The organism is Pseudomonas sp. FSL W5-0299 (assembly GCF_005930655.1).
GTDB lineage: Bacteria > Pseudomonadota > Gammaproteobacteria > Pseudomonadales > Pseudomonadaceae > Aquipseudomonas > Aquipseudomonas mandelii.
Map to the genome: position 1 here is coordinate 46,298 of NZ_RXHX01000015.1, position 24,878 is coordinate 71,175.

The 24,878-nt window shown below is 59.9% G+C and carries 18 protein-coding genes; 6 read left to right on the top strand and 12 right to left on the bottom strand.

The window, feature by feature from the left end:
* The first annotated feature begins 97 nt into the window (after window positions 1-97).
* From FHL16_RS18725 to FHL16_RS18735, 3 genes are all read left to right on the top strand, one after another.
* A complete protein-coding gene (locus FHL16_RS18725; protein WP_238706182.1) occupies window positions 98-4,498 on the top strand; it encodes a dermonecrotic toxin domain-containing protein in 4,401 nt (1,466 codons plus the stop codon).
* A 98-nt stretch (window positions 4,499-4,596) separates the two neighbouring features.
* Window positions 4,597-4,902: a PsiF family protein gene (locus FHL16_RS18730; RefSeq protein ID WP_010464113.1), complete on the top strand. Its 306-nt coding sequence runs from the start codon at window positions 4,597-4,599 to the stop codon at window positions 4,900-4,902.
* 246 nt (window positions 4,903-5,148) lie between these two features.
* Complete coding sequence (locus FHL16_RS18735; RefSeq protein ID WP_010464112.1) at window positions 5,149-6,162, top strand: AI-2E family transporter; 1,014 nt, start codon at window positions 5,149-5,151, stop codon at window positions 6,160-6,162.
* Between the two features lie 59 nt (window positions 6,163-6,221).
* Here the strand turns inward: FHL16_RS18735 and FHL16_RS18740 are convergent, their stop codons facing one another.
* Window positions 6,222-7,496: an Hsp70 family protein gene (locus FHL16_RS18740; RefSeq protein WP_077748947.1), complete on the bottom strand. Its 1,275-nt coding sequence runs from the start codon at window positions 7,494-7,496 to the stop codon at window positions 6,222-6,224.
* A 294-nt stretch (window positions 7,497-7,790) separates the two neighbouring features.
* Between FHL16_RS18740 and FHL16_RS18745 the strand changes: the two genes are divergently transcribed.
* Window positions 7,791-8,738: a DnaJ C-terminal domain-containing protein gene (locus FHL16_RS18745; RefSeq protein ID WP_010464109.1), complete on the top strand. Its 948-nt coding sequence runs from the start codon at window positions 7,791-7,793 to the stop codon at window positions 8,736-8,738.
* A 23-nt stretch (window positions 8,739-8,761) separates the two neighbouring features.
* Window positions 8,762-9,067: a chaperone modulator CbpM gene (locus tag FHL16_RS18750; RefSeq protein WP_077748948.1), complete on the top strand. Its 306-nt coding sequence runs from the start codon at window positions 8,762-8,764 to the stop codon at window positions 9,065-9,067.
* A 141-nt stretch (window positions 9,068-9,208) separates the two neighbouring features.
* Here FHL16_RS18750 and FHL16_RS18755 read toward each other — a convergent pair whose 3' ends face one another.
* Window positions 9,209-10,336 carry a sensor histidine kinase gene (locus FHL16_RS18755; protein WP_077748949.1) on the bottom strand — a complete coding sequence of 376 codons (1,128 nt, stop codon included), beginning with the start codon at window positions 10,334-10,336 and terminating at the stop codon, window positions 9,209-9,211.
* Between the two features lie 237 nt (window positions 10,337-10,573).
* Here FHL16_RS18755 and FHL16_RS18760 point away from each other — a divergent pair, with 237 nt between their 5' ends.
* Window positions 10,574-15,859, top strand: a complete 5,286-nt coding sequence (locus FHL16_RS18760; RefSeq protein ID WP_077748950.1) for an NEL-type E3 ubiquitin ligase domain-containing protein — start codon at window positions 10,574-10,576, stop codon at window positions 15,857-15,859.
* A 65-nt stretch (window positions 15,860-15,924) separates the two neighbouring features.
* On the opposite strand, the gene ureC is transcribed toward FHL16_RS18760, so the two are convergent.
* From ureC to urtB, 10 genes are all read right to left on the bottom strand, one after another.
* Window positions 15,925-17,625: an urease subunit alpha gene (ureC, locus tag FHL16_RS18765; protein ID WP_010464104.1), complete on the bottom strand. Its 1,701-nt coding sequence runs from the start codon at window positions 17,623-17,625 to the stop codon at window positions 15,925-15,927.
* 139 nt (window positions 17,626-17,764) lie between these two features.
* The gene (locus FHL16_RS18770; protein WP_010464099.1) at window positions 17,765-18,070 is read right to left on the bottom strand and encodes an urease subunit beta; all 306 of its coding nucleotides are present in this window, start codon (window positions 18,068-18,070) and stop codon (window positions 17,765-17,767) included.
* Window positions 18,070-18,603, bottom strand: coding sequence for a GNAT family N-acetyltransferase (locus FHL16_RS18775; protein ID WP_010464097.1), 534 nt, complete (start codon window positions 18,601-18,603; stop codon window positions 18,070-18,072). Before FHL16_RS18775 ends, FHL16_RS18770 begins: the two co-directional genes overlap by 1 nt.
* A 6-nt stretch (window positions 18,604-18,609) precedes the next feature.
* A complete protein-coding gene (locus tag FHL16_RS18780; protein WP_010464096.1) occupies window positions 18,610-19,143 on the bottom strand; it encodes a GNAT family N-acetyltransferase in 534 nt (177 codons plus the stop codon).
* Window positions 19,144-19,152: 9 nt separating this feature from the next.
* The gene (ureA, locus tag FHL16_RS18785; RefSeq protein WP_007907366.1) at window positions 19,153-19,455 is read right to left on the bottom strand and encodes an urease subunit gamma; all 303 of its coding nucleotides are present in this window, start codon (window positions 19,453-19,455) and stop codon (window positions 19,153-19,155) included.
* 158 nt (window positions 19,456-19,613) lie between these two features.
* Entirely contained in the window at window positions 19,614-20,453 is an 840-nt protein-coding gene (locus FHL16_RS18790; protein ID WP_010464093.1) for an urease accessory protein UreD, read from the bottom strand.
* A gap of 30 nt (window positions 20,454-20,483) precedes the next feature.
* Window positions 20,484-21,182 (bottom strand): urea ABC transporter ATP-binding subunit UrtE, encoded by a 699-nt coding sequence (gene urtE / locus FHL16_RS18795; RefSeq protein WP_077748951.1) that lies wholly within the window; start codon window positions 21,180-21,182, stop codon window positions 20,484-20,486.
* A gap of 106 nt (window positions 21,183-21,288) precedes the next feature.
* The gene (gene urtD, locus FHL16_RS18805; protein WP_010464089.1) at window positions 21,289-22,158 is read right to left on the bottom strand and encodes an urea ABC transporter ATP-binding protein UrtD; all 870 of its coding nucleotides are present in this window, start codon (window positions 22,156-22,158) and stop codon (window positions 21,289-21,291) included.
* Window positions 22,155-23,234: an urea ABC transporter permease subunit UrtC gene (gene urtC / locus FHL16_RS18810; RefSeq protein WP_077748952.1), complete on the bottom strand. Its 1,080-nt coding sequence runs from the start codon at window positions 23,232-23,234 to the stop codon at window positions 22,155-22,157. Before urtC ends, urtD begins: the two co-directional genes overlap by 4 nt.
* Window positions 23,234-24,736, bottom strand: coding sequence for an urea ABC transporter permease subunit UrtB (urtB, locus tag FHL16_RS18815; RefSeq protein ID WP_010463933.1), 1,503 nt, complete (start codon window positions 24,734-24,736; stop codon window positions 23,234-23,236). Before urtB ends, urtC begins: the two co-directional genes overlap by 1 nt.
* Window positions 24,737-24,878 lie beyond the last annotated feature (142 nt).

Here is a 24,878-nt window from a genome sequence, read left to right on the forward strand (position 1 = left end):
GGCTAATCGGAATTGAACTTCATTTGATTGAGTGATTAACGTTGTACGCTAGTTGCATGAGCCGTTTCTGTTCAGCAAACTTATGCAGAGTATCAATGTGACCACTTCAATCCGGATCGATGAAATATCAGCAACCGCAATACAACAAAAAAGCATACATTACGAACTTATAAAAAATGCTATCCCGGAATGGATGCGCCAAACTTCACCCCACAGAATCAGCGCGTTAAAAACCGTGATAGCCCCACTTCCGGAATGGATTAGCACCGCTTCACCGATGCAGCTCGCAGCCCTGCAGCGCGCCTCGGAGGAAAGCTGGCGGGCTCAAAACGATGTCGACCAGATGCTGAGCGAGACGCAAGATGTCTACGCCTTTGCTGAACCGCTGCTTCGTCAGGCGCTGAAAGATCAATACGGTGTAGACGTCGATGTAAAGGAAACTTTCTTGCAGTTGTTTTCTCCGCCCCATTTATCCCCTTGGGCCAACAATTTCAATAACGGCGTGGAATCGCGCATTGTTTCGTTGCTGGATGCGGCATTACATAATTTTTCGGATAAAGAAGTATTAACCTCTGATTCGCAGTTTATTACCCGGCCGGACAAATCGAATCGATTCGATATAACCGGTGTTCGTAACAACATGAGTGTCGACCAATTCAAGACACTTTGCCGCACTCTGGATATCGGCGCTCACTATAAAGCCCATCTTGAAGGCTATGTGCGCCCTGTCGACGGGCTGGCGCGTAGTGTGGTGCAGCAAACAGTCATAAAAAGCCAAAAGGCTGCGTTAAAAGCAGCCCTGTATCTGGCCAGCCTTAAAAATGACATCTCGGCCAGTGGCTACCTGGCCGTACAAAGCCTGCTCAAGGATATTAAAGCGTGGAAGATGGATGGCCTTCCCGTTCATTACTATCAGCTGAAAATTCTCGATGTCCAGTTGAGAGGCATCGTGCTGATCGCCCCTGATCTGCATATCCACGACAGCGCCGCCCGGCGAGTCATTGTCTATGTGCCACATGACCCGGAGCATCCACTGAAAGAGTACGCCTCGAAGGCCGAGTTCGCCCGTGAGCTCACTCGCCAATTGCGGGATGCCCCAAGGAATTCCACAAACAGTTATCAGCAGTTCTTCAGCCGTTTTGTCGACCATCAACAACGGGGGCGCTTCTTCTCGGCACTCAATGCCGCGCTGGTGGAAATAACCCAACACGACAAAATTCCGGGCGTCGATCAGCCGGTATGGCGCGAAACGCCCATCGAGAATCCGCGCCTGCACTTTGAGCACGTTCGGTTCGAGAACGACATCCATACCTTTTTTACGGGCGACCCTTGGCTTTATCTCTACCAGCAACAGCAAAACAAAATCCTGAACGATGCCCGGGAGATGGTCATCTCGACGCAAGATGCCGATCGTATGGAGCGCTGGGCGTGGTTCGACAACCTGGAAAAAATGCTTTCCGACGTCTTCAATGCCGCGTTAATGGTGGTGGGGCCTTTCATACCCTTTGTGGGCGAGGTAATGATGGGTTACATGGTTTATCAGTTGGTCAGCGAGGTCGTCGAAGGCATTGTGGATCTGGCTGAAGGTCTCTATCTGGAAGGGGCCGAGCACATCATTGGGTTTGTCGAAAGCCTGGTCCAGTTGGTGGCCTTCGCCGGCGGCATGAAAATCGGCAGTGAGGTGGTACTGCCCAAGTTGTCATCGTTCATCGAGTCGACAACACCGGTCACGCTCGCCAACGGCGCCAAACGCCTGTGGAGCCGCGACCTTGAGCCCTATCAAAAACAAAACCTGACCCTGACTGCGGATTCAAAGCCTGATGAAACCTGGCTGCACCGGCATGAGGGCAAGCCGATTCTCAAGCTGGACACCCGGCACTTCGAACTGACGAAAGATCCACAGAACGGTAAACACAGGGTTAAACATCCGACCCGCTCCGACGCCTATCAACCCGTGGTGGAGAGCAACGGCGAAGGTGCCTTCGTGATTGAAGGCGAGCAACCCCATAGGTGGGATGACTCGACCTTGATGGCGCGACTCGGCCCGGACATGGGTGAGCTGGCCGACGCCTACGGCGACATCCGCACGGTCAGCCAGACCGATGCCAGCGCGATCCGCCAAATGTATGCCGACAATGAGCGGCCATCGCCGTTGCTCAGCGATACCGTGACCCGGTTTCGTATCGACCGTGACATCCAGACCTTCATCGAGCAGATGGGCAGCGAGCGTGCGCAAGATTACTCAAGCGCCGATCCCGAGATGCAATTTCAGCTGCTCGATGGTCTGTGGCCCGGCAATGCGATTGAGCTGGTAGACGCCAGGGGCGAAGTGCTTCGGGTCATCGGTCGCGCGGGCGGGCCGGGTGTCCAGATAAACAGCAATCGTCTGGCTGACGTCGATCTGCTCAAGACGCTGTTATCGCACCTGGATGAAGCACAACTGAACACCTTGTTGGACGTCGAGTTTCATATCACGCCCAGCACGCTGGAACTGAACGCCAAAAATCTGCGGGCCGAGTTGGCGATACGGGCCAGGAGCAAGCGCACGTCGCTGTTCGATGCACGTTATCGTCGTGTCGAAGCTGCCACGAGTGACAGCGCAAAAACGATCCAGGCCCAAGTGCCGGGCCTGCCTGGTACTGTCGCCCGGGAGTTGCTGTCCATCGCCACGCCCTCCGAAGTCCAGGCGATTGAGCGCGGGCAGTTGCCCGCAAGGCTGGAAAACCTCGCGCGTTGGGCGCTGCGAGACGTGCGCATGAGCCGTGCTTATGAAGGTTTTTACCTCGACTCGGTCGACAGTCCCGACATGGACCGGCTGGCGCTGCACTCCCTTGAGCATCTTCGCGGCTGGAATCCCGATGTGCGCATTGAGGTCCGACGGTTCGAGTACGACGGAACCCTGCTCGACAGTATCGGCCAGGACGACGCAGGGATTCGCCGTACGCTCGTCGAGCTTCATGACTCGACATTCGTCGCTTATGACGAAGACGCAAATGCCCTGCATTCGGGCATGGATCTGTTTTCCGCTATTTTGCAGGCGTTGCCGGACGCCGAGCGTAACGCGCTGAACATCTATATCGGCCAGGGGGCCAAACTGAAGCTGGCCCTGCGCGACAACGCATTGCAGCCCTATCAGTTGCTGAAGGTGCTGGACGGTCTGCCGGTTCTTGACCCGCTCACTTACGATCCTCAATTGATGCGCCTGCGTGGTGGCTCGCCGGGCGCGGGCGGCGAACGTGCAGTCCTGGAAGACATCGGCGGCCAATACAGCGACCTGGTCACGGTAGCGTTCCATCCTTCTGTTTCGGCATTCAAGCGATTCGATTATCTGCGCGGCCTGAAACTGATTCACGACAGCCTTCCACAGGATTATCTTTTCGACCTTTTCGAGGCGCTGAACGCAGCCAATGCGACCGGAGAGGCCGGGCCAGGCCTGCGGATCGTCCAAAGTATCGAGGCGTTGCCTGATCTGCAGAAGCTGATGCTGCCAGAGCAGTTCAACGCGTTGACCGGGCGCCTGTTTACCAAAGAGGGCCTGGTGCCGCTCACTGAACTGGAACGAAACCTGGGGTTGAATGCGCGCAATCTGGAACAGACCGGGCGGGTCAATGCTTACCAGGCGCTGTTACATTCAGTCCGGGAGAACGGTGTAACGCCAAGTCCGGAGCTGGCTGATTTAAGCAGCTATGGGGAGTGGTTTTCCCAGGCCGTGGTCGAGACCGAAGGGCCGGTTCAGGTATCGCCTCAAACCATGGCCAACTTGAAAATGGCGCAGGACGCGATCTATCGAGCCAAGGAGCTCCTGCCGTTATCGGGGAATCAGTTGCCAAGCATGTGGGAAAACGGCGGTTCGGCGATTGCCAAAATCAAAGGCCTGCGAGGGATGGACCTTGAGGAGGGCGGGTTCTCTGCAAAATTGACCACCGCTGAGGCCGCTCGCAAAGCCATTGATATCAAGGGCGGGAATTGTTCGGAGAACTCGAAGGTCACGTTTTCGATTCTCGCCAGCCAGCCCCGGACGTCCAGCATTCACATTGTCAGGGCCACCCGTTTTGATCATCAATATGTAGTGATAGGAGATGATCTGAGCAATCTCGATGCTCTGGTCGTCGCTGACTCGTGGCCGGAATTTCCCGCAGCGCACTTGGCCAGCAATGCACACTTCAATTTCGAAATGCCGCCGGTGACCACACTGACCCCCGGGTCGGCCGTGGTCGAGTACGCCTTTATCAATGAAGCCGCGCCAGGGCCGGCGGTATTGCCTGCGGTTTCCGAGGCGAACACGTTCCGGCAGATAAAAATCAACAAGCTCTATGAGGAGGGTGCGGCATATGCCCAATGGACGTCGTTGCGTGAGCTTGGACAGACTTATGCGGTCGAGGGGGGCACGCCGGTCTTGTTCGAGCGGATGCCCGCGTCGGTCATTGATAACCGGGTTGATGCTTATCAGCGATACCGGGAAGCCTTTAAAGATCTTCTGGAATCGGAGGCTGATTGAGGGCCATCGGTTGCGTCGGTGGATGAATGTGTAACAGGGGTTGTCTACACTCCAGATTGAGGCCGCGCCCCTCGGTGCGGCAACAAGGAGAAAACTCCATGATGATGTTGCGTGTCCCTTTGTTGATGATCGGTTTGCTGCTTAGTGCCCAGGGCTTCGCCGCCACTGAGCAACAGAACAAGATGACCACCTGCAACGCTGACGCTACCGCGAAAGGCCTCAAGGGCGACGAGCGCAAAGCCTTCATGAGCACCTGCCTCAAGGCGGCACCGGCCGCCAATGACGCCAAGACTCTGACCCCTCAGCAAGAGAAAATGAAAACCTGCAACGCCGATGCGGCGACCAAAGCGCTTAAGGGTGATGAGCGCAAAGCATTCATGAGTGATTGCCTGAAGAAAAAATAAATAACTGAGTCATAACGGGCGGCAGATTGTGGTGGCTGTGAGGGCCCCTTCGCGAGCAAGCCCGCTCCCACAATGGAACTGTGTTCGCAGGACTGATGTGGGAGCGAGCCTGCTCGCGAAGGGGCCAGCATGGTCGCTATAAAAAATCGCCCACGCCCCACTAAGGTCGCCCTACACAATCCCTAGTGCTGGCCTGCGAACGCTGGCAGACTGCCAATCCTTTTACGTCGTTCGTTTTGAGGCTGTATGCCAACGTTTTCTCAACGCCACGTTTTGCTGCTGATCAGTTGGGTCATCATCTTTGGTGGTTTGCTGCTGGTGATCCCGCTGCGACTGCTGCCTAGCCTGCTGGCCGGGTTGCTGGTGTTCGAACTGGTCAACATGCTCACCCCGCAGTTGCAGCGGCTGATCGAAGGTCGACGCGCGCGCTGGCTGGCGGTGGCGTTGCTGGGGACGTTAGTGGTCAGCGTGTTGACCCTGATTTTTGCCGGCGCCATCAGCTTTTTGCTGCACGAGGCGGAAAACCCGGGCGCATCGCTCGACAAATTCATGCACGTGGTTGACCGCGCGCGCGGGCAGCTGCCGCCGTTCATCGACGCCTATCTTCCGGCCAGTGCCGCGGAGTTTCGCGTGGCCATCGGCGAGTGGATGAGCAAGCACCTGAGCGACTTGCAACTGGTCGGCAAGGACGCGGCGCACATGTTTGTGACGCTGCTGATCGGCATGGTGCTCGGGGCGATCATCGCCTTGCAGCGCATACCGGACGTGACCAAGCGTAAGCCGCTGGCTGCCGCGTTGTTCGACCGCCTGCACCTGCTGGTCCAGGCGTTTCGCAACATCGTCTTCGCCCAGATCAAGATTTCCCTGCTCAACACCTTCTTCACCGGGATCTTCCTGGCGGTGATCCTGCCGATGTTCGGCGTCCAGCTGCCGCTGACCAAAACCCTGATCGTGCTGACCTTCCTGCTCGGTCTGTTACCGGTGATCGGCAACCTGATGTCGAACACGCTGATCACCATCGTCGGCTTGTCGCTGTCGATCTGGGTCGCCATGGCGGCGCTGGGTTATCTGATTTTTATCCACAAGCTCGAATACTTCCTCAACGCGCGCATTGTCGGCGGGCAGATCAGTGCCAAGTCGTGGGAGTTGCTGCTGGCAATGCTGGTGTTCGAGGCCGCGTTCGGCCTGCCGGGGGTGGTGGCGGGGCCGATTTATTACGCGTACCTGAAGAGCGAGTTGAAGCAGGTGGGAATGGTGTAACCACCCCATGATCGTTCCCACGCTCTGTGGTGGGAACGATCACTTCCTCGGGTTGCGAATCAGTCCATCGTGCCGTAACGCTTCATCGCCTCGATCGCCAACCCGCTGCCGATGCTGCCGAAGATGTTCCCTTCCACATGCCGCGCATTCGGCAACATCGCCGACACGCTTTGGCGCAGCGCCGGAATGCCGCTCGAACCGCCCGTGAAGAACACCGTGTCGACCTGATCGACCCGCACGTTGGCGTCGTTCAGCAGTTGGGTCACGCTGTTGCGCACGCGCTCCAGCAGGTTGTCGATGGCCGACTCGAACAGTGCGCGACTCAGCTCAACGCTCAAGCCCGGCTCGATGCGGTCCAGCGGCACATGGCGGCTGTCGGCGTGGGTCAGCTGGATCTTGGTTTCTTCTACTTCCATGGCCAGCCAGTGTCCGGCGCGCTGGTCGATCAGCTTGAACAGGCGATCGATACCGCCGGTGTCTTCGATGTCGTAGCGCATGCTGCCCAGGGCCAGGGTCGACTTCTGCGAGTACACCGAGTTGATGGTGTGCCAGGTCGCCAGGTTCATGTGGTGGCTGGTGGGCATGTAGGCGCCGCTCTTCATGCGGCTGCCGTAGCCGAACAACGGCATCAGGCCTTGCAGGCTCAACTGCTTGTCGAAGTCGGTCCCGCCGATGTGCACGCCGCCGGTGGCGAGGATGTCGTCGTGACGGTTGTCGTGGGTGCGGCGCTCCGGGGACAGGCGCACCAGCGAGAAGTCGGAGGTACCACCGCCGATGTCGACGATCAGCACCAGCTCTTCCTTTTCGATGGTCGACTCGTAGTCGAATGCCGCCGCAATCGGTTCGTACTGGAACGACACATCCTTGAAGCCGATGGCGCGCGCCACGTCCACCAGGGTGTTCTCGGCTTCCTGGTCGGCCATTTCGTCGTCATCGACGAAGAACACCGGGCGGCCCAGCACCACTTCCTCGAATTCCCGACCGGCGGCCGTCTCGGCGCGCTTCTTCAACTGGCCGATAAACAGCCCGAGCAGGTCCTTGAACGGCATCGCCGTGCCGAGGACGCTGGTGTCGTGCTTGATCAGCTTGGAGCCCAGCAGGCTCTTGAGCGAGCGCATCAGCCGGCCTTCGTAGCCTTCCAGGTACTCGTGCAGCGCCAGCCGACCGTACACCGGGCGGCGTTCTTCCATGTTGAAGAACACCACCGACGGCAGGGTGATCTTGTCGTCCTCCAGCGCGATCAGCGTTTCCATGCCGGGGCGCAGCCAGCCGACGGTGGAGTTGGACGTGCCGAAGTCGATACCACAGGCACGGGCTGGAGATGCGTTTTTCATGACTTTCAGGTTCCGGTTAAAAAACGGCCGCGCAGTGTATGTCAGTGCGGCGCAGATTCGAAGGCCGACTATCCGCTAAATACACCAATGGCGCCTTGATAAGATGGCCGGATGCCCCAAACTTGTCTGCATTGAGCCTGGCAGCCATCGGACGGTCGCAAGAACCGCCCACTGCTGCCGATAAACTTCTGACGCGCTACCCGGTCACAAACTTGAGATCGGTCAACCCGGCGCCTGGAAATACGCGCAGACTACGGTGACGGCGCGATATCGATAACGGATGGTGATCCTTAGATGGACTTCAAAGACTATTACAAGATTCTCGGTGTGGAACCGACCGCGGACGATAAGACGATCAAGGCGGCTTATCGGAAACTGGCGCGCAAATACCACCCCGATGTCAGCAAGGAAAAGGACGCCGAGGCCAAGTTCAAGGACGCCTCGGAAGCTTATGAAGCGCTGAAAAGTGCCGACAAGCGCGCCGAATATGACGACTTGCGCAAATACGGCCAGCACGGCCAACCGTTCCAGGGGCCGCCGGGTTGGCAGGGCCGTGGCGGCGGTGGGTTCGGCGGTGGTCAGGACACGGGCGATTTTTCGGACTTCTTCAGTTCGATCTTCGGCAACCGTGGTCCGGGTTTTGGTGGTGGACAGTCGGGCCGCAGTGCCGGGCGCCGAGGGCAAGACGTGGAAATGGAACTACCGATTTTTCTGGAAGAAAGCCTGTCGAACGAGTCGAAGAAGGTCTCCTTCCAGGTGCCGCAGTACAACGCGGCCGGCCAGCACGTCAGCAACACCAGCAAAAGCCTGAACGTGAAAATCCCGGCCGGTGTGACCGACGGCGAGCGCATCCGCCTCAAGGGCCAAGGGGCGCCGGGCATCGGTGGCGGGGCCAACGGCGATCTGTTCCTGATCATTCGCTTTGCGCCGCACCCAAAATTCGACGTTGAAGGCGAGAACCTGATCATTACCTTGCCGCTGGCGCCCTGGGAGTTGGCGCTGGGTACCGAAGTCGCCGTGCCTACACTGACCGGCAAGATCAACCTCAAGGTCCCGGCCGGCAGCCAGAACGGCCAGCGCATGCGCGCCAAGGGGCACGGTCTGCTGAACAAGGCGGGCGAGCGTGGCTACCTGTTCGTGCAATTGAAGGCCGTGATGCCCAAGACTTCGAGCGACGAGGTCAAGGCGCTGTGGGAAGAACTGGCGAAAAAAGCCGCTTTCGACCCGAGAGAAAATTTCTGATCCAAGAGACGGAGTAGCCCATCATGAGCAACCCCCTGATCGTTCAACTGGACATGGCAGAATTCTGTGAGGCGACCGAGCTGTCGGACGTCTACGTGATCGAAATCGTCGAGCACGGCATCCTCGAACCTCAGGGCAAGCAGCCCAAGGATTGGGTTTTCAACGATTACGAGCTGGCTCTGGCCAAGCGCGCCGCCAAGCTGCGGCGCGATCTGGAGCTGGAGTGGGAAGGCGTCGCCCTGGCGCTGGACCTGCTTGAAGAGGTCCAGCAGCTGCGGGCGGAGAATCGCATGCTCAAGCAGCGGTTGGGGCGGTTGGTCGTCGAGTAGTGTTCTGCTGGTTTTGTGTCGTTTGACACGGCCCCTTCGCGAGCAGGCTCGCTCTCACATTGGATCGGGTTCTTCCAGAAGCAATACGGTCAACTGTGGGAGCGAGCCTGCTGGCGATGAACGATGACGCGGTCCGTGGTATTAAACCTTGCGCGGCAACACCACGGTAAACAGCGTGCCGTCCGCTTCGCTGGAACTGATCTCGATCGTCCCGCCGTGTGCATCGACCACTTCCTTGACGATAAACAACCCCAAACCAAGGCTGGTGGAGGGTTGGCCGAGCTGCTCGTCAGCGCTGCGCACCAGCGGATCGAAAATCGTGCCGATCGCTTCCTCAGGGATCGGAGCGCCATAGTTATGCACTGTGAGGCGAACCGTGTCCGGCTCGCCCGTCAGGGTCACCGTTACGTCACGCTTGTTCAACCCATGCTGCAAGGCGTTGCCGATCAGGTTCTGCAACAGTTGACTCACTCGTCCGGCATCCCAGGCGCCTCGGGTGTCACCCTTTACGTGGACCGTCGGATCGCACTCGGGGTTACCGGCGCAGGCTTCGGCAATCGCCGCATGGGCGGCATCGGCCAGGTCCATGGGTGCCCGTTCGATCGGCAGGCTTTTACCCAGGCGACTGCGCACCAGCTCCAGCAAATCGCCGACCATCGCCGCCATGTGCCGCGCGCCGTGCTTGATGTTGACCGCGCAGGTCAGCGCATCGCCTTCAAGCTTGGCTTTGCGCAGCAGTAATTCGGTGGACATGCTCACCGCTTGCAAGGGTGCCCGCAGGTCATGCCCCAGGATCGCCAGAAAGATATCCCGCGAACGATTGACCTGCTCGGCGTAGGCCGCGGTGGATTCGGCGAGTGCTTCGTCAATGGCTTCGTTGAAACGGATCATGTCCTGGAAATAGGCCATGTCCGGAGACGCCAGGCTGTCGACCCACAAACGGATGACGCAGGCACGCAAATGACGGAATTCCGATGTCATCTGTACCAGATCAAACCCCACGGTATGCCGCAGTTCGCCATGACTGGCACCGGCCTCGTCCAGGCTCGGGGTTTTTTCCGGGCCTTCGCCCTTGGCCTTGGCCATCTGTTCGCTGGAGGTTTGCGCGGTGGTCATGTCACGCGCGGCGGCCAGCAAAATGACCTTGGCGTGATCGCGCAGGGCGACCTTGTCCATGTGCTCGGCCGCCGGGGTAATGGTGCTGGCGAACTGCTCCCATTCATCGACGATACGGTCTACGTGTTGCCTGATGAAATCGGGTAGGCGCATGTCCGGTTTCCTGATGGGAATTCTGGCGCATCTTAGCCCCTTTGCTGTCCGCTAAAAACTACCATTACGCGGGGGAGCACTTTTGTACGGGGTTCGGGTGGTAATTGCCTGTTTTTTAGATTCTTAAATCGAATGCGACGTTGATGTATTCGTGATTTTGGCGTTGTTTTTTGAGCTTTTGTTTTCGTCGCCAGCCAATAATCTGGTGGTTCAATTCGTCGCATAAGGATTTGCGAAATGAGTGAACGTTCGGACAGCCCGGGTCGGCCAGCCATTGCCGGGCAGGCAAGAGAAGTGAATAACAATGTGTATCGTGATTATCTGCTGGGCAAACTGCCCGCGCCGGTCAAAGACGCGCCCGCCTCACGCCTGGTTGCCTTTGCCCATTCGAAACCGGAGTTTCCTGAGTGGTATTTGAATTCAAGCGCCATTGATCGCCAGTACCTCAAGGAGTTGATCGACGAGCGCTGGCGCCTTCAGGGGCCATTGGACGCGGCGCTGAAGAATGTACAGCAGGACATTCTTGCCTTCGCCGAGCCCTTGCTGGTCCAGGCATTGAAAGAGCATTTGAACCTGGAACTGGACGTCAACGCGACGCTGGTTCGGCTGTACGTCCCCGCCAATCTGGCCATTGGCATCGATACCCATGCCAGTCGGCTCAGGCAATCATCATTGCTGGAAGCGGCCCTGCATAATTTCGAGGCCCCCGAAACGCAGGAGGGCGCGTTTCGCGATGGCTCGGGCATCTTCATCAGGGACGACGAAAACGAACTTCAGCGGCATACGCTGACGGTCGAAAGATTTGCCGCCCTGTGCCGCACGCTCGATATCGGTGCGCACTATCAGCGTCACATCAAGGCATTGCTGATGCCCGAAGAGGTGACGGCCAGAGCGACCGTCGTGCAGCAATGCACGGCCAGTGAAAAGGCCGCGTTTCACGAATCGGCGCTGATCGCGTATCTGAAAAAAGACATCACGTCCTATGGCTACGGGAAACTCCGGCAGATTCGTGACAACGAACAAGGCATTTTGATGGGCCGTCGGCCCCTGCAATGCCACCGGCTGGCGATTATGGGGTTCAGGCTGTCCGGCATTGTGTTGTTCAGTGCAGTGGCGGACCCTTCGAAAATCAAACGGGTTTACGACGCGCTGATTCCACAGCATCAACGAACGATGCTGGAATGGTCGCGACGTCTGACACTGCTCCCGGGGCAGGAGTTTGATCAGTTCAAGTTGCTCCAGGCGTTTTTCGCCAATGGCCCCAGCGGTCTCGTTGAGGCCATGTTGCAACGGGACGATGCTTATCAACAAAGTCGTCTGGAGGGGACGCTGATTGCGTATGTCCCCGATGATCCCGACCACCCCTTCAAGGAATACGAGTCCTTCACTGACTTCATGAAGGCGCTGACGAGCCAGTTGCGCTCGCCGGGTTATCAACAGTTTTTCAGCCGTTTTGTCGCGCAAAAAGACCAGGGCAAGTTTTTTGCCCGTGTTCGCGAGCGCCTCTCGACCTTCACCTGGAAACAGCGCGAGCCGCTGGACATGGGGCCGTGGTGGCGGGAGAGCGCCGTTGAAAATGCCAACGCAGAGCCTGTCACCCATATCATTTCGGGCGATCTCTGGGCGCAAACAAGACTTTGGCGCAGGGAAAAAGCGATTGCCGATGCGCGGCACATCGCCGTGCCGACCGGCGATGAAGACGCCACCACCCGTTGGAACCGGCTGATCAGCTATCTGAACATCGGCTGGAACGTGTTCAATTTCGGCGCCATGCTGGTGCCCGGCCTGGGCGAAGCGATGCTGGCCGCCATGGTCGGGCAGATGGTCCTGGAAACCCTCGAAGGCTTCGAAGACTGGAGCAAGGGGGACAAGGAAGACGCGGCGTCCCATCTCACCGGCGTCATGATCAATTTCGCGCAGTTGGCCATTATGGGCGCCGGGCATGTCTTGCCGGCCGGTGCGGCGGCGTCGGTCAAACCATCGGCGTTTATCAACCGGTTGAAAAAGGTTGATCTGGCCGACGGCCAGACGCGCCTCTGGAAGCAGGACCTTTCGCCCTACGCCCATGACATGGTGTTGCCCGCCGAGGCGAAGCCAAGCGAGCAGGGCCTGTATCGGCACAGCGAAAAGGACTTCCTCAAGCATGAAAACCAACACTTCGAAGTGATCAACGATTCACGCACCGGCCAGCCACGCTTGCAACATCCGGCCCGGCCACAGGCTTATCAGCCGACACTGGAGCACAACGGTGGCGGCGCGTGGAAAACCGAACTCGACCGTCCCATCGAGTGGGACAAAACCACCCTCATGCGGCGCCTGGGCCCGGCGGTCGAGGGCTTTTCTGATAACACCCTGGAGCATATTCGTCTCGTCAGCGGCATGGAGGAGGACGAATTGCGTCGCTTGCATGTGGTCAGCGAACCGCCGCCCGCGTTGCTGACCGACACGATCGAACGCTTCCAGGCCTGGGCCGAAGTGCAAAAACTACCCGGGCAGATAAGGCTCAACGAGGTTCCGCAAGCATTCGTCGAGCAGGTGCCCCGCTTGCTGGTTGAATGGCCCGGATGGCCTGAGCAAAAAGGCATCGAGCTGTTTGACGGCCCTGGGCATAGCGGGCGCTCGATCAAATTCGGCAACGTCGATGCTCTGCCCGCCGACACGCTGAAGATAAGTCGTGCCGAGGTTCGTTCAGGGAAACTGCCGGAGCGTGCCGTGAAGTTTGCGAACGAGGCCGATATCCACGCGATGCTCGGGCAGGGCATTTCAACGGACGAGCAAGTCCGCATCGATGCCTTGAAAAACCTGCTGGCCGGGCGAGCAGACAGTCGCCGCGCAGCTCTGTTTGACGCGCTGAGTCGCCGTTTGCAGCAAACCGACAACCCGCAGGTGCAGGTGCTTCAGGATGCGTTCAATGGGCTCCCCGCTGCGGTAGCCCGGGAACTGCTCGCCGACATCGAGCCGCAAGACCGGCTCGACATCACCGAGCCGTCGCGCATCCCCTTGCAACTCAGGGAGCGGGTAAGGGTGGCCTTGCGGGCCATACGAACCGCGCGCGCTTATGAAGGGCTCTTTCTCGACGCGGCGTTCGGTGTGGACACCGAGCGGCTGGCGTTGCACTCGATGCAGGCGCTACCCGGCTGGCCCGAAAACGTGCGGATCGAAATCCGTGAGTTTTCATTCGATGGCCCGTTGCGCGACAGCGTCGGCCCGACGGACGCCACCCACCGCAGAATCCTGGTCAGCGAGGACGGCCAATACCAGACGCGCGATACCGATGATCTGCAATTGCACGGGGCCGATGATTTATACGCGTCGGTGTTGCATGCGTTGCCGGATGCCGAACGAAACGCGCTGGGGTATCACGTCAACCAAGGTGCCACGCTCAAGTCCGCCATTCAAAAAACGCCATTGCCACGGGAAAGGTTCAGCGCGCTTCTGGGCGATAACCCTGTACGCAAACCGGCGTATGACCCCGTCACGATGCGCCTGCGTGGCGGCATGCGCGGGGTGGCTCATGGGCTAAGTCGAATCAACGAACCCATGACGCCGCAAGAGCGGGTGCGTGTTGTCCGCCCCGGATGGACGGAGGCCGAAGCCTTGGCCTATCTGCAGATGAGTGGCAGCGAACTCAGTCTGGAACAGAGGGCCAGCGCACTCGAAGCGGAATTCGATCGGCTCAACGCCGATTTTCAACGCTGGTTGAAATCGCCGACCGAAGCGTACAGCTTCACGCCTGCCGGCGTCGCCGAATGGCAAGCCAGAAACGCTTTATACAAAGAGATCAGGGAATGCTGGCAGCACACCGGGTTGCGCCACGTGGATTCATTCGGTCATCTGCAGGGCGTTGTGCTCGACCTGGAAAACATCCCGCTGGGGCGTCATCTGCGTACCATGCCTGCCCTGGAAGGTAATTTCGATCACGTCACGCGCCTCAATCTGACCCTGTCCGAATTGACCGACGAACACAGTTCCTTTCTCGATCATTTTCCCCGCTTGCGTTCGCTCAACGTCAACGGCAATGCGTTCTCCGCTGTTCCCGGTGCCATCCGCCGCATGCGCGCGCTGACAGAACTCAACATGCGAGGCAACCGTATTGTCCTGGATGCACAAGGTGTCGCGGACCTGCGCAACCTGACACGACTGGAGGTCCTGGACCTGTTTGGCAATCCGTTGGGGCAAGTCCCGGATATTGGCGGCATGAGAAGGTTGCATACGCTGATCCTGGCGGACACCGGCGTGCACACCTGGCCGCAGGGGCTGTTCGCACAACCGCGGTTCCGGCATTTTTTCCTGGATTTGCAGCGCAACGAAATCACCCACATTCCGGCAGTGCCCCCTGGCTCCGCTCAGGCGGAATTGCTGGCGCGCACCTTGCTGAGCCGAGAGCCGCAGTGGTTGGCCGAGGCCAATCTGCAAACGCTCAGGGACTACATCGAGTCCATCGGCATGGACCCCGATCGACCTTATCCTCCCCGTGGCGTGCGTGACAGTCTCGACTGGGAGGAGGGCATGACACGGCCGGAATGGGTGGCGAAGCAAGCGGTCTGGAACAGTGTCGAGGATGAGCGCGGATCGGTCGGTTTTTTCAACGAAATCCGCAAACTCACCGAGTCGGGGCACTTCAAGCATGACCTCGGGTTTCGGGTCGATATGACCGCCAAGGTCTGGCGCATGCTCGAGGCGATGTCGAAAAATACCGAGCTTCGGCAAAAACTCTTCACCATGAGTACGGTGCCCACAACGTGTGTCGATGCGGGCGCGCAGCTGTTCAATGCCATGGGCCTGGAGGTGCTGATTCATGAAGCCTATGAGTTGGCCAATCCTTCGCTGGTGGAGGGTGAACTGGTCACGCTGGCGCGAGGCAAGTCACGTCTGGATGAACTGAGCAGGATTGCCCGCAAAACCATTTCCGAACGCGAGGCGATGGGCGAGGAGTTCAGGCGTGTCAATGCCATGGGGGAGGTGATGGGCACGATCGATGAGGTGGAAGTTCACCTGGCGTTCATGACCGATCTTGCCGAACGGCTGGACTTGCCCTGGCAGTCTCGAAACATGCAGTTCCGAGGGATCGCGGGTGTCACCTCGGCGATGATCGACAATGCTTACCTGCGTGTGCTCGACCTTGAGGAAGGTGAGCTGCTCGGTGATTTGCTTGTCGAGCAGCCGTTCTGGTCATCCTATGTCGAGGGTGTCAACCGACGGGCTTTCAAAGTGTTCAGGCGCCGGATCGATGCCACGACAGACTTCTATATGGCCTTGGACCAGCGTGCGAACGACACAACGCTGACCCTTGAGCAAAAGGCTCGGCTGAAGGAAGCGCTCAGGGTGCTCGGCGCGGAACTGAACAAGCCGGAAAGCGACTTTGCACCGGGACGCATCATGACCGATGCGCAATACGCTGCTGAGTTGAAGACGATCGATGAAGAGCAAAAGGCGTTGCTCAAAACCTTCACCCAACAGGCGATCGACCGGGCAAAACTGCAAAGGGTAGAACTGCCCTTTGTCGTGCAGCCGGACAGCTGATTGCACCTGTTTTTCCCGGGGGGCTGGTACGCCAGGCCGCCGGGATTGTCAGGCAGACAGAACGATCAAAACAGGAAATATCGCTGAGCCATCGGCAGCACATCGGCGGGCTCGCACCACAGCAGGACACCGTCAGCCTTGACTTGATAGGTCTGCGGGTCGACATCGATGGTCGGCAGATAGTCGTTGTGGATCAAGTCGGTTTTCTGCACCTCGCGGCACCCTTTGACCACTGCGATTTTCTTCTTCAAACCCAAGGCCTCGGGAAGGCCTGCTTCTTGGGCTGCCTGGCTGATGAAGGTCAGGCTGGTGGCGTGCAACGAGCCGCCGTAGCTGGCAAACATCGGGCGGTAATGCACCGGTTGCGGCGTCGGAATGGAAGCATTGGCATCGCCCATCAGGCTGGCCGCAATGGCCCCGCCCTTGAGGATCAAGGTCGGCTTGACGCCAAAAAACGCCGGACGCCAGAGCACCAGATCCGCCCATTTACCCACTTCCACCGAGCCCACCTCATGGCTGATGCCATGGGTGATCGCCGGGTTGATCGTGTACTTGGCGATGTAGCGTTTGGCGCGGAAGTTGTCGTTGCCTTCGCCATCCCCGGGAAGCGGGCCGCGCTGCTTTTTCATCTTGTCGGCGGTCTGCCAGGTGCGCGTGATGACTTCACCGACGCGGCCCATGGCCTGGCTGTCGGAGCTGATCATCGAGAACGCGCCGAGGTCATGCAGGATGTCTTCGGCGGCGATGGTTTCGCGGCGGATGCGGCTTTCGGCGAAGGCCACGTCTTCGGCAATGCTCGGGTCCAGGTGGTGGCAGACCATCAGCATGTCGAGGTGTTCGTCAATGGTGTTGCGGGTGAACGGCCGGGTCGGGTTGGTCGAGCTCGGCAGCACGTTGGCAAAGCCGCAGGCCTTGATGATGTCCGGGGCATGACCGCCCCCCGCGCCTTCGGTGTGATAGGTGTGGATGGTGCGACCCTTGAAGGCGGCGAGGGTGGTTTCGACAAAGCCCGACTCGTTGAGGGTGTCGGTGTGGATCGCCACCTGCACATCGTACTGGTCGGCGACGTTCAGGCAGTTGTCGATGCTCGCCGGGGTGGTGCCCCAGTCTTCGTGCAGCTTGAGGCCGATGGCGCCGGCCTTGACCTGCTCGATCAACGGCTCCGGCAGGCTTGCGTTGCCCTTGCCGGTAAAGCCAATGTTCATCGGGAATGCATCGGCAGCCTGGAGCATACGCGCCAGGTGCCACGGCCCGGACGTGCAAGTGGTGGCGTTGGTGCCGGTGGCCGGGCCGGTGCCGCCGCCGATCATGGTGGTGACGCCGCTCATCAATGCTTCTTCGATCTGTTGCGGGCAGATGAAATGGATGTGTGTGTCGATGCCGCCAGCGGTGAGGATCATGCCTTCACCGGCAATGACTTCGGTGCTGGCGCCGACCGCGATGGTCACGTCCGGCTGGATGTCCGGGTTGCCGGCCTTGCCGATGGCGGCGATGCGGCCGTCTTTGAGGCCGACGTCGGCTTTGACGATGCCCCAGTGGTCGATGATCAGCGCGTTGGTGATCAAGGTGTCGACCACTTCGGCGGCCAGTAATTGACTCTGCCCCTGGCCATCACGGATGACTTTGCCGCCACCGAATTTCACTTCTTCGCCGTAGGTGGTGAAGTCTTTTTCCACTTCGATCCACAGCTCGGTATCGGCCAGACGGACCTTGTCACCGACGGTGGGGCCGAACATGTCGGCGTAGGCCTGACGGGAAATCTTCATTCGTTCGCCTTGAGATTCAATTGAATTTGAAATCGTTCGCTGCGCTCACTCTCGCGAGCAGGCTCGCTCCCACAGGGGAATGCGATCAACTGTGGGAGCGAGCCTGCTCGCGATGGGGTCGGTGCAGACACCGCATTCCTTAGAGGTCACCCATGATCCTGCCGGCAAACCCGAACACCCGGCGATGCCCGGCCAGGTCCACCAGCTCGACCTCGCGACTCTGCCCCGGCTCGAAGCGCACGGCGGTGCCGGCGGGGATGTTCAGGCGCATGCCGCGACTGGCGGCGCGGTCGAAGCTCAAGGCGTCGTTGGTTTCGAAGAAGTGGTAGTGCGAGCCGACCTGGATCGGCCGGTCGCCACTGTTGGCCACTTTCAGGCTGACAGTGCGACGGCCAACGTTGAGTTCGATGTCGCCGGGCTGGATCTGGTATTCACCGGGAATCATCAGTGGGCTCCCTGAAGAATCTTGTAGTAGAGGGCGGTCGGTTTGTACTGGCCGCTCGGGTCGCAGGCGTAATCAGGGATTTGACCTGCCTTGGTGTAACCCAGGGCCTTGTAGAAGTCTTCGGCGGGGGAGCCGGCTTCGGTGTCGAGGTAAAGCATGCCGCGTTTGTGCTGGAGCGCGGCCTGTTCCAGCGCGCTCATCAATTGTTGGCCCAGGCCACGACGGCGCGCATGTTCGCGCACCAGCAGTTTCTGCACTTCGGCACGGTTCAGACCGTTGGCTTTCTGGCACAGGGTCAGTTGCACACTGGCCTGCACTTGCTCGTCCTTGACCACCACCCACAGCAGTACGTTGCCCTTGTTCAGGTTGTCCTGAACCTCATCGAAATAGGCGCGGGCCTGAGTGGCGTCCAGATTGGCCATGAACCCGACACTGGCGCCATAGCCGACGGCGTCGAGCAGCAAATCAATCAAACCCTGACGATAGTGCGCAAAGCTTTCAACATTGACGCGGCGCAGTTGGGCAGCGTTCATCGGCAATTACTCCTTGTTGGCGGGCGGCGGCTCCGCGCCAGGATTGAGGGTCAGTTGCATGAAGGTCAGGTCCAGCCAGCGGCCGAACTTGGTGCCCACCTGCGGCATTTGCCCGGTGGTCACGAAACCGGCCCGTTCATGCAAACGGATGGAAGCGGCGTTGCCGCTTTCGATGGCAGCGACCATGACATGTTTGTCGCAGTCTTTGGCGCGCTCGATCAGCACCGTCATCAATTGCGGGCCGAGACCGTTGCCACGCTGGTCGCTACGCACGTAGACCGAGTGCTCGACGGTGTGGCGGAAACCGTCGAACGGCCGCCAGTCACCAAATGAAGCGTAGCCCAGCACACTGTTATCGCCGTCGACGATCACCAGGATCGGATAACCCTGGGCTTGCCGGGCGCTGAACCATGCCTGACGGTTGCCCAGGTCCACGGCCTGTTCGTTCCAGATCGCCGTGGTGTTGAGCACGGCGTCGTTGTAGATGTCGCGGATCGCCGGCAGATCGGCGTGCAGCGCGTCGCGGATGTGATAGGTCATGACGCGTCCTCAGGCGATGGGTTGGTGAACGGTGACCAGTTTGGTGCCGTCGGGGAACGTCGCTTCGACCTGGATCTCCGGGATCATTTCCGGGATGCCTTCCATCACTTGTTCGCGGCTGAGCAGGGTGGTGCCGAAGTGCATCAGTTCGGCCACGGTCTGGCCGTCACGCGCGCCTTCGAGCAGCGCAGCGGAGATGTAGGCCATGGCTTCCGGGTAATTGAGTTTCACGCCGCGCGCCAAACGCCGCTCGGCCACGAGGCCTGCGGTGAAGATCAGCAGCTTGTCTTTTTCGCGTGGGGTCAGGTCCATCGTTTGGAATCCATCAGGGCAGTTAAAAAGGTCATTGGAACTGTGAATGCAAACCTTGTGGGAGCGAGCCTGCTCGCGAAGGCGGCGGGCCAATCAGCATCTATGTTGAATGACACCGCGCCTTCGCGAGCAGGCTCGCTCCCACATTGGAAAGTGTTTCAGGTGCTCCATATTCTGGGTGGGACCGCTTCCCTGCCGAGCAACGCAGGTCTCAGCAACCGCCACAAATCAATCATCCAGCCCCGCGCCAACAGCGCCTCACTGGCCAGACACCGAGCCACCAGAAGCCCCGGCAATTGCGTCAGATCCCCGCGCACTTCATTGGGCAGCGAGCGACAGGTTTCCAGCAGTTCGCTATCGATCTCACCCGTGACCAGCAACGTCGCAAACACCGGCTGCCCATCCAGGCCAATCGGCGAGTCGAGCAGCCCGTCATCCCCGACAATGCGCTGGCGTTCGTGCCAGAGCAACTGGCCGTCGCGGCGGATGTCCAGTTGCGCCTGAAAATGCCCGAGGTCGAAGCGCTCGCCACTGGCCGGGCGACCCAGCGCCACGACGTCCCAGTAAAACAGCCGGGCGTCGCCCTCCAGATCAATCGAGGTGCCGAGTTCGGCCTGGGCGTCGCTGAAGATAATCGTCTCTTGCGGCAGCCATTCCAGTGTCGCACCGCACGCCACTTTCAACGTCAGCTGCTGATAGGCGGGCCCCGCCGCGCGATACCATTTGGCAGCGCCCGGGCTGGTGATTTGCGCCCAGGCATCCGGGCCGACGCTGGCCGAGATGTCCAGTCGATCACCGCCTGCGATGCCGCCCGGCGGATGAACGATGATGTGCTGGCACACTTGCGGCCCTTCGGCATACAGGTGCTTCTGCACCCGCAGCGGGCCTTTATGTCGGCGCTGGACCGGTCGCGTGCTGTCGCCGAACCGGGCGTAGCCCAATTCCAGCTCGGCATGCCAGCTCGGGGTAAACAGGGCAGTGGGGAGAGGTAAGTTCATGTCTTCTAGTTATCGTCAGGACGCTTCAGATTAGATCGTAACCAGACCGCGTACACCCTCGGCTTCCATATTTTCGCCGCGACCTTGCTGCACGATCTCGCCGCGGGACATCACCAGGTACTGGTCGGCCAGTTCGGCGGCGAAATCGTAGAACTGCTCGACCAGTAGAATCGCCATGTCGCCCCGGGCCGCGAGCTTCTTGATCACCACGCCGATCTCCTTGATCACCGACGGCTGGATGCCTTCGGTGGGCTCATCGAGAATCAACAGCCGTGGACGGCTGGCCAGTGCGCGACCAATCGCCAATTGCTGCTGTTGGCCGCCGGACAAGTCACCGCCACGCCGTTGCTTCATTTGCAGCAATACCGGGAACAGCTCGTAGATGAAGGCCGGCACTTCCTTGGCCTCAGAACCAGGAAATCGCGAAAGACCCATCAGCAGATTTTCTTCCACGGTCAGGCGGCCGAAAATTTCGCGACCCTGAGGCACATAGGCGATCCCGGCATGCACCCGCTGGTGCGGCTTGAACGTGGTGATCGGTTTACCTTCCCAGTTCACCGCGCCTTCCTTGGCCGGCAGCAAACCCATCAGGCATTTGAGCAGGGTGGTCTTGCCCACGCCGTTGCGCCCCAGCAGGCACGTCACTTCACCGACCTTCACGTCAAACGTCAGGCCCCGCAGGATGTGGCTACCACCGTAATACTGGTGCAGTTTGTCGACTTGCAGCATCTTCAAATTCCCCTCAAATCCCCCGTAGGAGCGAGGCTTGCCCGCGAAGGGGGCCTGGAGGCCGCCAAAAGCTTCGCGGGCAAGCCTCGCTCCTACGGGAGCAAAATCATCTTCCGAGATAAACCTCGATTACACGCTCGTTTTCCTGCACCTGTTCCAGCGACCCTTCGGCCAGCACGCTGCCCTGGTGCAACACGGTGACGTGGTCGGCAATCGAGCCGACAAAACCCATGTCGTGCTCCACCACCATCAGCGAATGCTTGCCGGCCAGGCTTTTGAACAGTTCGGCGGTGAACTCGGTCTCGGCATCGGTCATGCCCGCCACCGGCTCGTCGAGCAGCAGCAGTTGCGGGTCTTGCATGAGCAGCATGCCGATCTCCAGAAACTGCTTCTGGCCGTGGGACAACAGACCCGCCGGGCGATTGACCGAGGCCGTCAGGCGAATGGTTTCCAGCACCTCGCTGATGCGATCTTTCTGTTCGCCACTGAGGCGAGCCCGCAGGCTGGCCCACACCGACTTGTCGGTTTTCTGCGCCAGCTCCAGGTTCTCGAACACGCTCAAGGCTTCGAACACCGTCGGCTTCTGGAACTTGCGGCCGATGCCGGCCTGGGCAATCTGCACTTCGCTCATCGACGTCAGGTCCAGGGTTTCACCGAACCAGGCTTTGCCGTGACTGGGGCGAGTCTTGCCGGTGATGACGTCCATCAGCGTGGTCTTGCCCGCGCCGTTGGGGCCGATGATGCAGCGCAATTCGCCGACGCCGATGTACAGGTTCAGAGCGTTGAGCGCCTTGAAACCATCGAAGCTGACGCTGATGTCTTCCAGGGTCAGGATCGTGCCGTGGCGTGTGTCCAGGCCAGGGCCGACACGTTGCCCGAGGCCGATGGCATCGCGGCTGCTGCCGGCATCCTTGTTGGGCTCCACAGGAAAAAATGCCGGTTCGAGCATGAATTCAGCCGTCGCAGTGACTCTCATTGCTCACCTCTCTTTTTCAGCAGACCGATCACGCCTTTGGGCAGGTACAAGGTCACGACGATGAACAGTGCGCCGAGGAAGAACAGCCAGTATTCGGGGAATGCCACGGTGAACCAGCTCTTCATGCCGTTGACCACACCGGCGCCGAGCAGCGGACCGATCAGCGTGCCGCGACCACCGAGGGCCACCCATACGGCCGCTTCAATGGAGTTGGTCGGCGACATTTCACTCGGGTTGATGATTCCGACTTGCGGCACGTACAGTGCGCCAGCCAGACCACACAGCACCGCACTCAAGACCCAGACAAACAGCTTGAAACCCCGCGGGTCGTAGCCGCAAAACATCAGGCGGTTTTCCGCATCGCGCAACGCGGTCAGCACCCGGCCGAACTTGCTCTGCGCCAGGCGCCAGCCAATAAACAGGCTCGCCACCAGCAACACCACCGTGGCGAAAAACAGCACCGCGCGCGTGCCCGGCTCGGTAATGCCAAAGCCGAGAATGGTGCGGAAGTTGGTGAAGCCGTTGTTGCCACCAAACCCGGTTTCGTTGCGGAAAAACAGCAGCATCCCGGCGAAGGTCAGGGCCTGGGTCATGATCGAGAAATACACGCCCTTGATCCGCGAACGGAAGGCGAAAAACCCGAACACCAGCGCCAGCAACCCCGGCGCCAACACCACCAGGCACATCGACCAGAGAAAGCTGCTGGTGCCGGTCCAGTACCACGGCAGTTCGGTCCACGACAGGAAGGTCATGAACGCCGGCAAGCCATCGCCTGAGGCCTGGCGCATCAAGTACATGCCCATCGCATAGCCGCCGAGGGCGAAGAACAGGCCGTGGCCGAGGGACAACAGCCCCGCGTAACCCCAGACCAGATCGAGGGCGAGGGCGACGATGGCGTAGCAAAGGATTTTTCCCACCAGCGTCAGGGTGTAGGCCGAGACGTGGAACACACTGTCCGGCGACAACAGTGAGAACAGCGGCAACGCCAGCAGCAGAACCAGAATCACCGCGCCAACAGCGATGGTGACTTTGGGGCCGGCCTTTTGGCTGGCCGTGAGCATCAGGGGCTGGTTCATCAGTCGATCACCCGTCCTTTCAGTGCGAAGAGGCCTTGCGGACGCTTCTGGATGAACAGAATGATCAGCGCGAGGATCAGGATCTTGCCGAGCACGGCGCCGATCTGCGGTTCGAGAATCTTGTTGGCGATGCCCAGGCCGAACGCGGCCAGGACGCTGCCGGCCAACTGACCGACACCGCCGAGCACCACCACCAGGAACGAGTCGATGATGTAGCTCTGGCCGAGGTCCGGGCCGACGTTGCCGATCTGGCTGAGCGCGACGCCGCCGAGTCCGGCAATGCCCGAGCCGAGGCCGAACGCGAGCATGTCCACGCGCCCGGTCGGCACGCCGCAGCACGCGGCCATGTTGCGGTTCTGGGTGACGGCGCGCACGTTCAAACCCAGGCGCGTCTTGTTCAGGAGCAGCCAGGTCAGCACGACCACGAACAAGGCGAAGGCGATGATCACGATGCGGTTGTACGGCAGCACGAGGTTGGGCAGCACTTGAATCCCGCCCGAGAGCCAGGCCGGGTTGGCTACTTCGACGTTCTGTGCGCCGAACACCAAACGCACCAGCTGAATCAGCATGAGGCTGATGCCCCAGGTCGCGAGCAGGGTTTCCAGCGGGCGGCCGTAGAGGTGACGAATCACCGTGCGCTCCAGCGCCATGCCGATTGCGGCAGTGACGAAAAACGCCACCGGCAACGCGATCAGCGGGTAGAACTCGATGGCTTGCGGGGCAAAGCGCTGGAACATCAGCTGCACCACGTAGGTCGAGTACGCGCCGAGCATCAGCATTTCGCCGTGGGCCATGTTGATCACGCCGAGCAGACCGAAGGTGATCGCCAGTCCCAGGGCGGCGAGCAGCAGGATCGAGCCCAGGGACATGCCGCTGAACGCTTGCCCGAGGATTTCGCCGATCAGCAGTTTACGTTTGACCTGGGCCAGGCTGGTTTCGGCAGCGGTGCGCACGTTGGCGTCTGTTTCAATGCCCGGCTCCAGCAGGCTTTCGAGGCGGGTGCGGGCCAGCGGATCGCCGGTTTCGCCGAGCAGGCGCACCGCCGCGAGGCGCACGGCCGGGTCGGTGTCGACCAGTTGCAGGTTGGCCAGCGCCAGGCTCAGGGCTGCGTGGACGGTTTCATCTTTTTCGCCGGCCAGTTGTTGGTCGAGGAATTTCAGCTGGGCCGGTTTGGCACTTTTCTGCAATTGCTGCGCGGCGGCCAGACGGATTTTGGCGTCGGCGGCGAGCAATTGGTGGCTGGCCAGCGCGGTGTCGATCAGACCCCGCAGACGATTGTTCAGGCGCAGGGTTTTGGCTTGGCCGTCGACGGTCAACTCGCCTTGTTGCAGGGCGTTGATCAGTTCGATGCGGGCAGGATCGGGCTGCGCAGCCCAGGACTCCAGAAGCTTGGCTTGCTGCACGGGATTGGCGGCGACGAAGTCTTCGGCGTCGCCGGAATGCGCGGCCATCGGCAGTAAGAGCGCGAGTGCAAAGATCAAGCGGTAAAGGGCGGTGGGCATATGTAAGGCCTTGCGCGGGCTAAATGTAGGAGTGAGCCTGCTCGCGATAGCGGTCTATCAATCAACAGGTCTGTTGTCTGTCCCACCGCTATCGCGAGCAGGCTCACTACTACAGGGATTTGTGTCGGTCCTGAATGAAGTG

Excerpts from the sequence above, each read along its gene's own strand:
- FHL16_RS18730 (WP_010464113.1), top strand. The coding sequence starts at position 4,597 with ATGATGATGTTGCGTGTCCCTTTGTTGATGATCGGTTTGCTGCTTAGT.
- FHL16_RS18735 (WP_010464112.1), top strand. The coding sequence starts at position 5,149 with ATGCCAACGTTTTCTCAACGCCACGTTTTGCTGCTGATCAGTTGGGTC.
- FHL16_RS18740 (WP_077748947.1), bottom strand. The coding sequence starts at position 7,496 with ATGAAAAACGCATCTCCAGCCCGTGCCTGTGGTATCGACTTCGGCACG.
- FHL16_RS18745 (WP_010464109.1), top strand. The coding sequence starts at position 7,791 with ATGGACTTCAAAGACTATTACAAGATTCTCGGTGTGGAACCGACCGCG.
- FHL16_RS18750 (WP_077748948.1), top strand. The coding sequence starts at position 8,762 with ATGAGCAACCCCCTGATCGTTCAACTGGACATGGCAGAATTCTGTGAG.
- FHL16_RS18755 (WP_077748949.1), bottom strand. The coding sequence starts at position 10,336 with ATGCGCCTACCCGATTTCATCAGGCAACACGTAGACCGTATCGTCGAT.
- FHL16_RS18760 (WP_077748950.1), top strand. The coding sequence starts at position 10,574 with ATGAGTGAACGTTCGGACAGCCCGGGTCGGCCAGCCATTGCCGGGCAG.
- ureC (WP_010464104.1), bottom strand. The coding sequence starts at position 17,625 with ATGAAGATTTCCCGTCAGGCCTACGCCGACATGTTCGGCCCCACCGTC.
- FHL16_RS18770 (WP_010464099.1), bottom strand. The coding sequence starts at position 18,070 with ATGATTCCCGGTGAATACCAGATCCAGCCCGGCGACATCGAACTCAAC.
- FHL16_RS18775 (WP_010464097.1), bottom strand. The coding sequence starts at position 18,603 with ATGAACGCTGCCCAACTGCGCCGCGTCAATGTTGAAAGCTTTGCGCAC.
- FHL16_RS18780 (WP_010464096.1), bottom strand. The coding sequence starts at position 19,143 with ATGACCTATCACATCCGCGACGCGCTGCACGCCGATCTGCCGGCGATC.
- ureA (WP_007907366.1), bottom strand. The coding sequence starts at position 19,455 with ATGGACCTGACCCCACGCGAAAAAGACAAGCTGCTGATCTTCACCGCA.
- FHL16_RS18790 (WP_010464093.1), bottom strand. The coding sequence starts at position 20,453 with ATGAACTTACCTCTCCCCACTGCCCTGTTTACCCCGAGCTGGCATGCC.
- urtE (WP_077748951.1), bottom strand. The coding sequence starts at position 21,182 with ATGCTGCAAGTCGACAAACTGCACCAGTATTACGGTGGTAGCCACATC.
- urtD (WP_010464089.1), bottom strand. The coding sequence starts at position 22,158 with ATGAGAGTCACTGCGACGGCTGAATTCATGCTCGAACCGGCATTTTTT.
- urtC (WP_077748952.1), bottom strand. The coding sequence starts at position 23,234 with ATGAACCAGCCCCTGATGCTCACGGCCAGCCAAAAGGCCGGCCCCAAA.
- urtB (WP_010463933.1), bottom strand. The coding sequence starts at position 24,736 with ATGCCCACCGCCCTTTACCGCTTGATCTTTGCACTCGCGCTCTTACTG.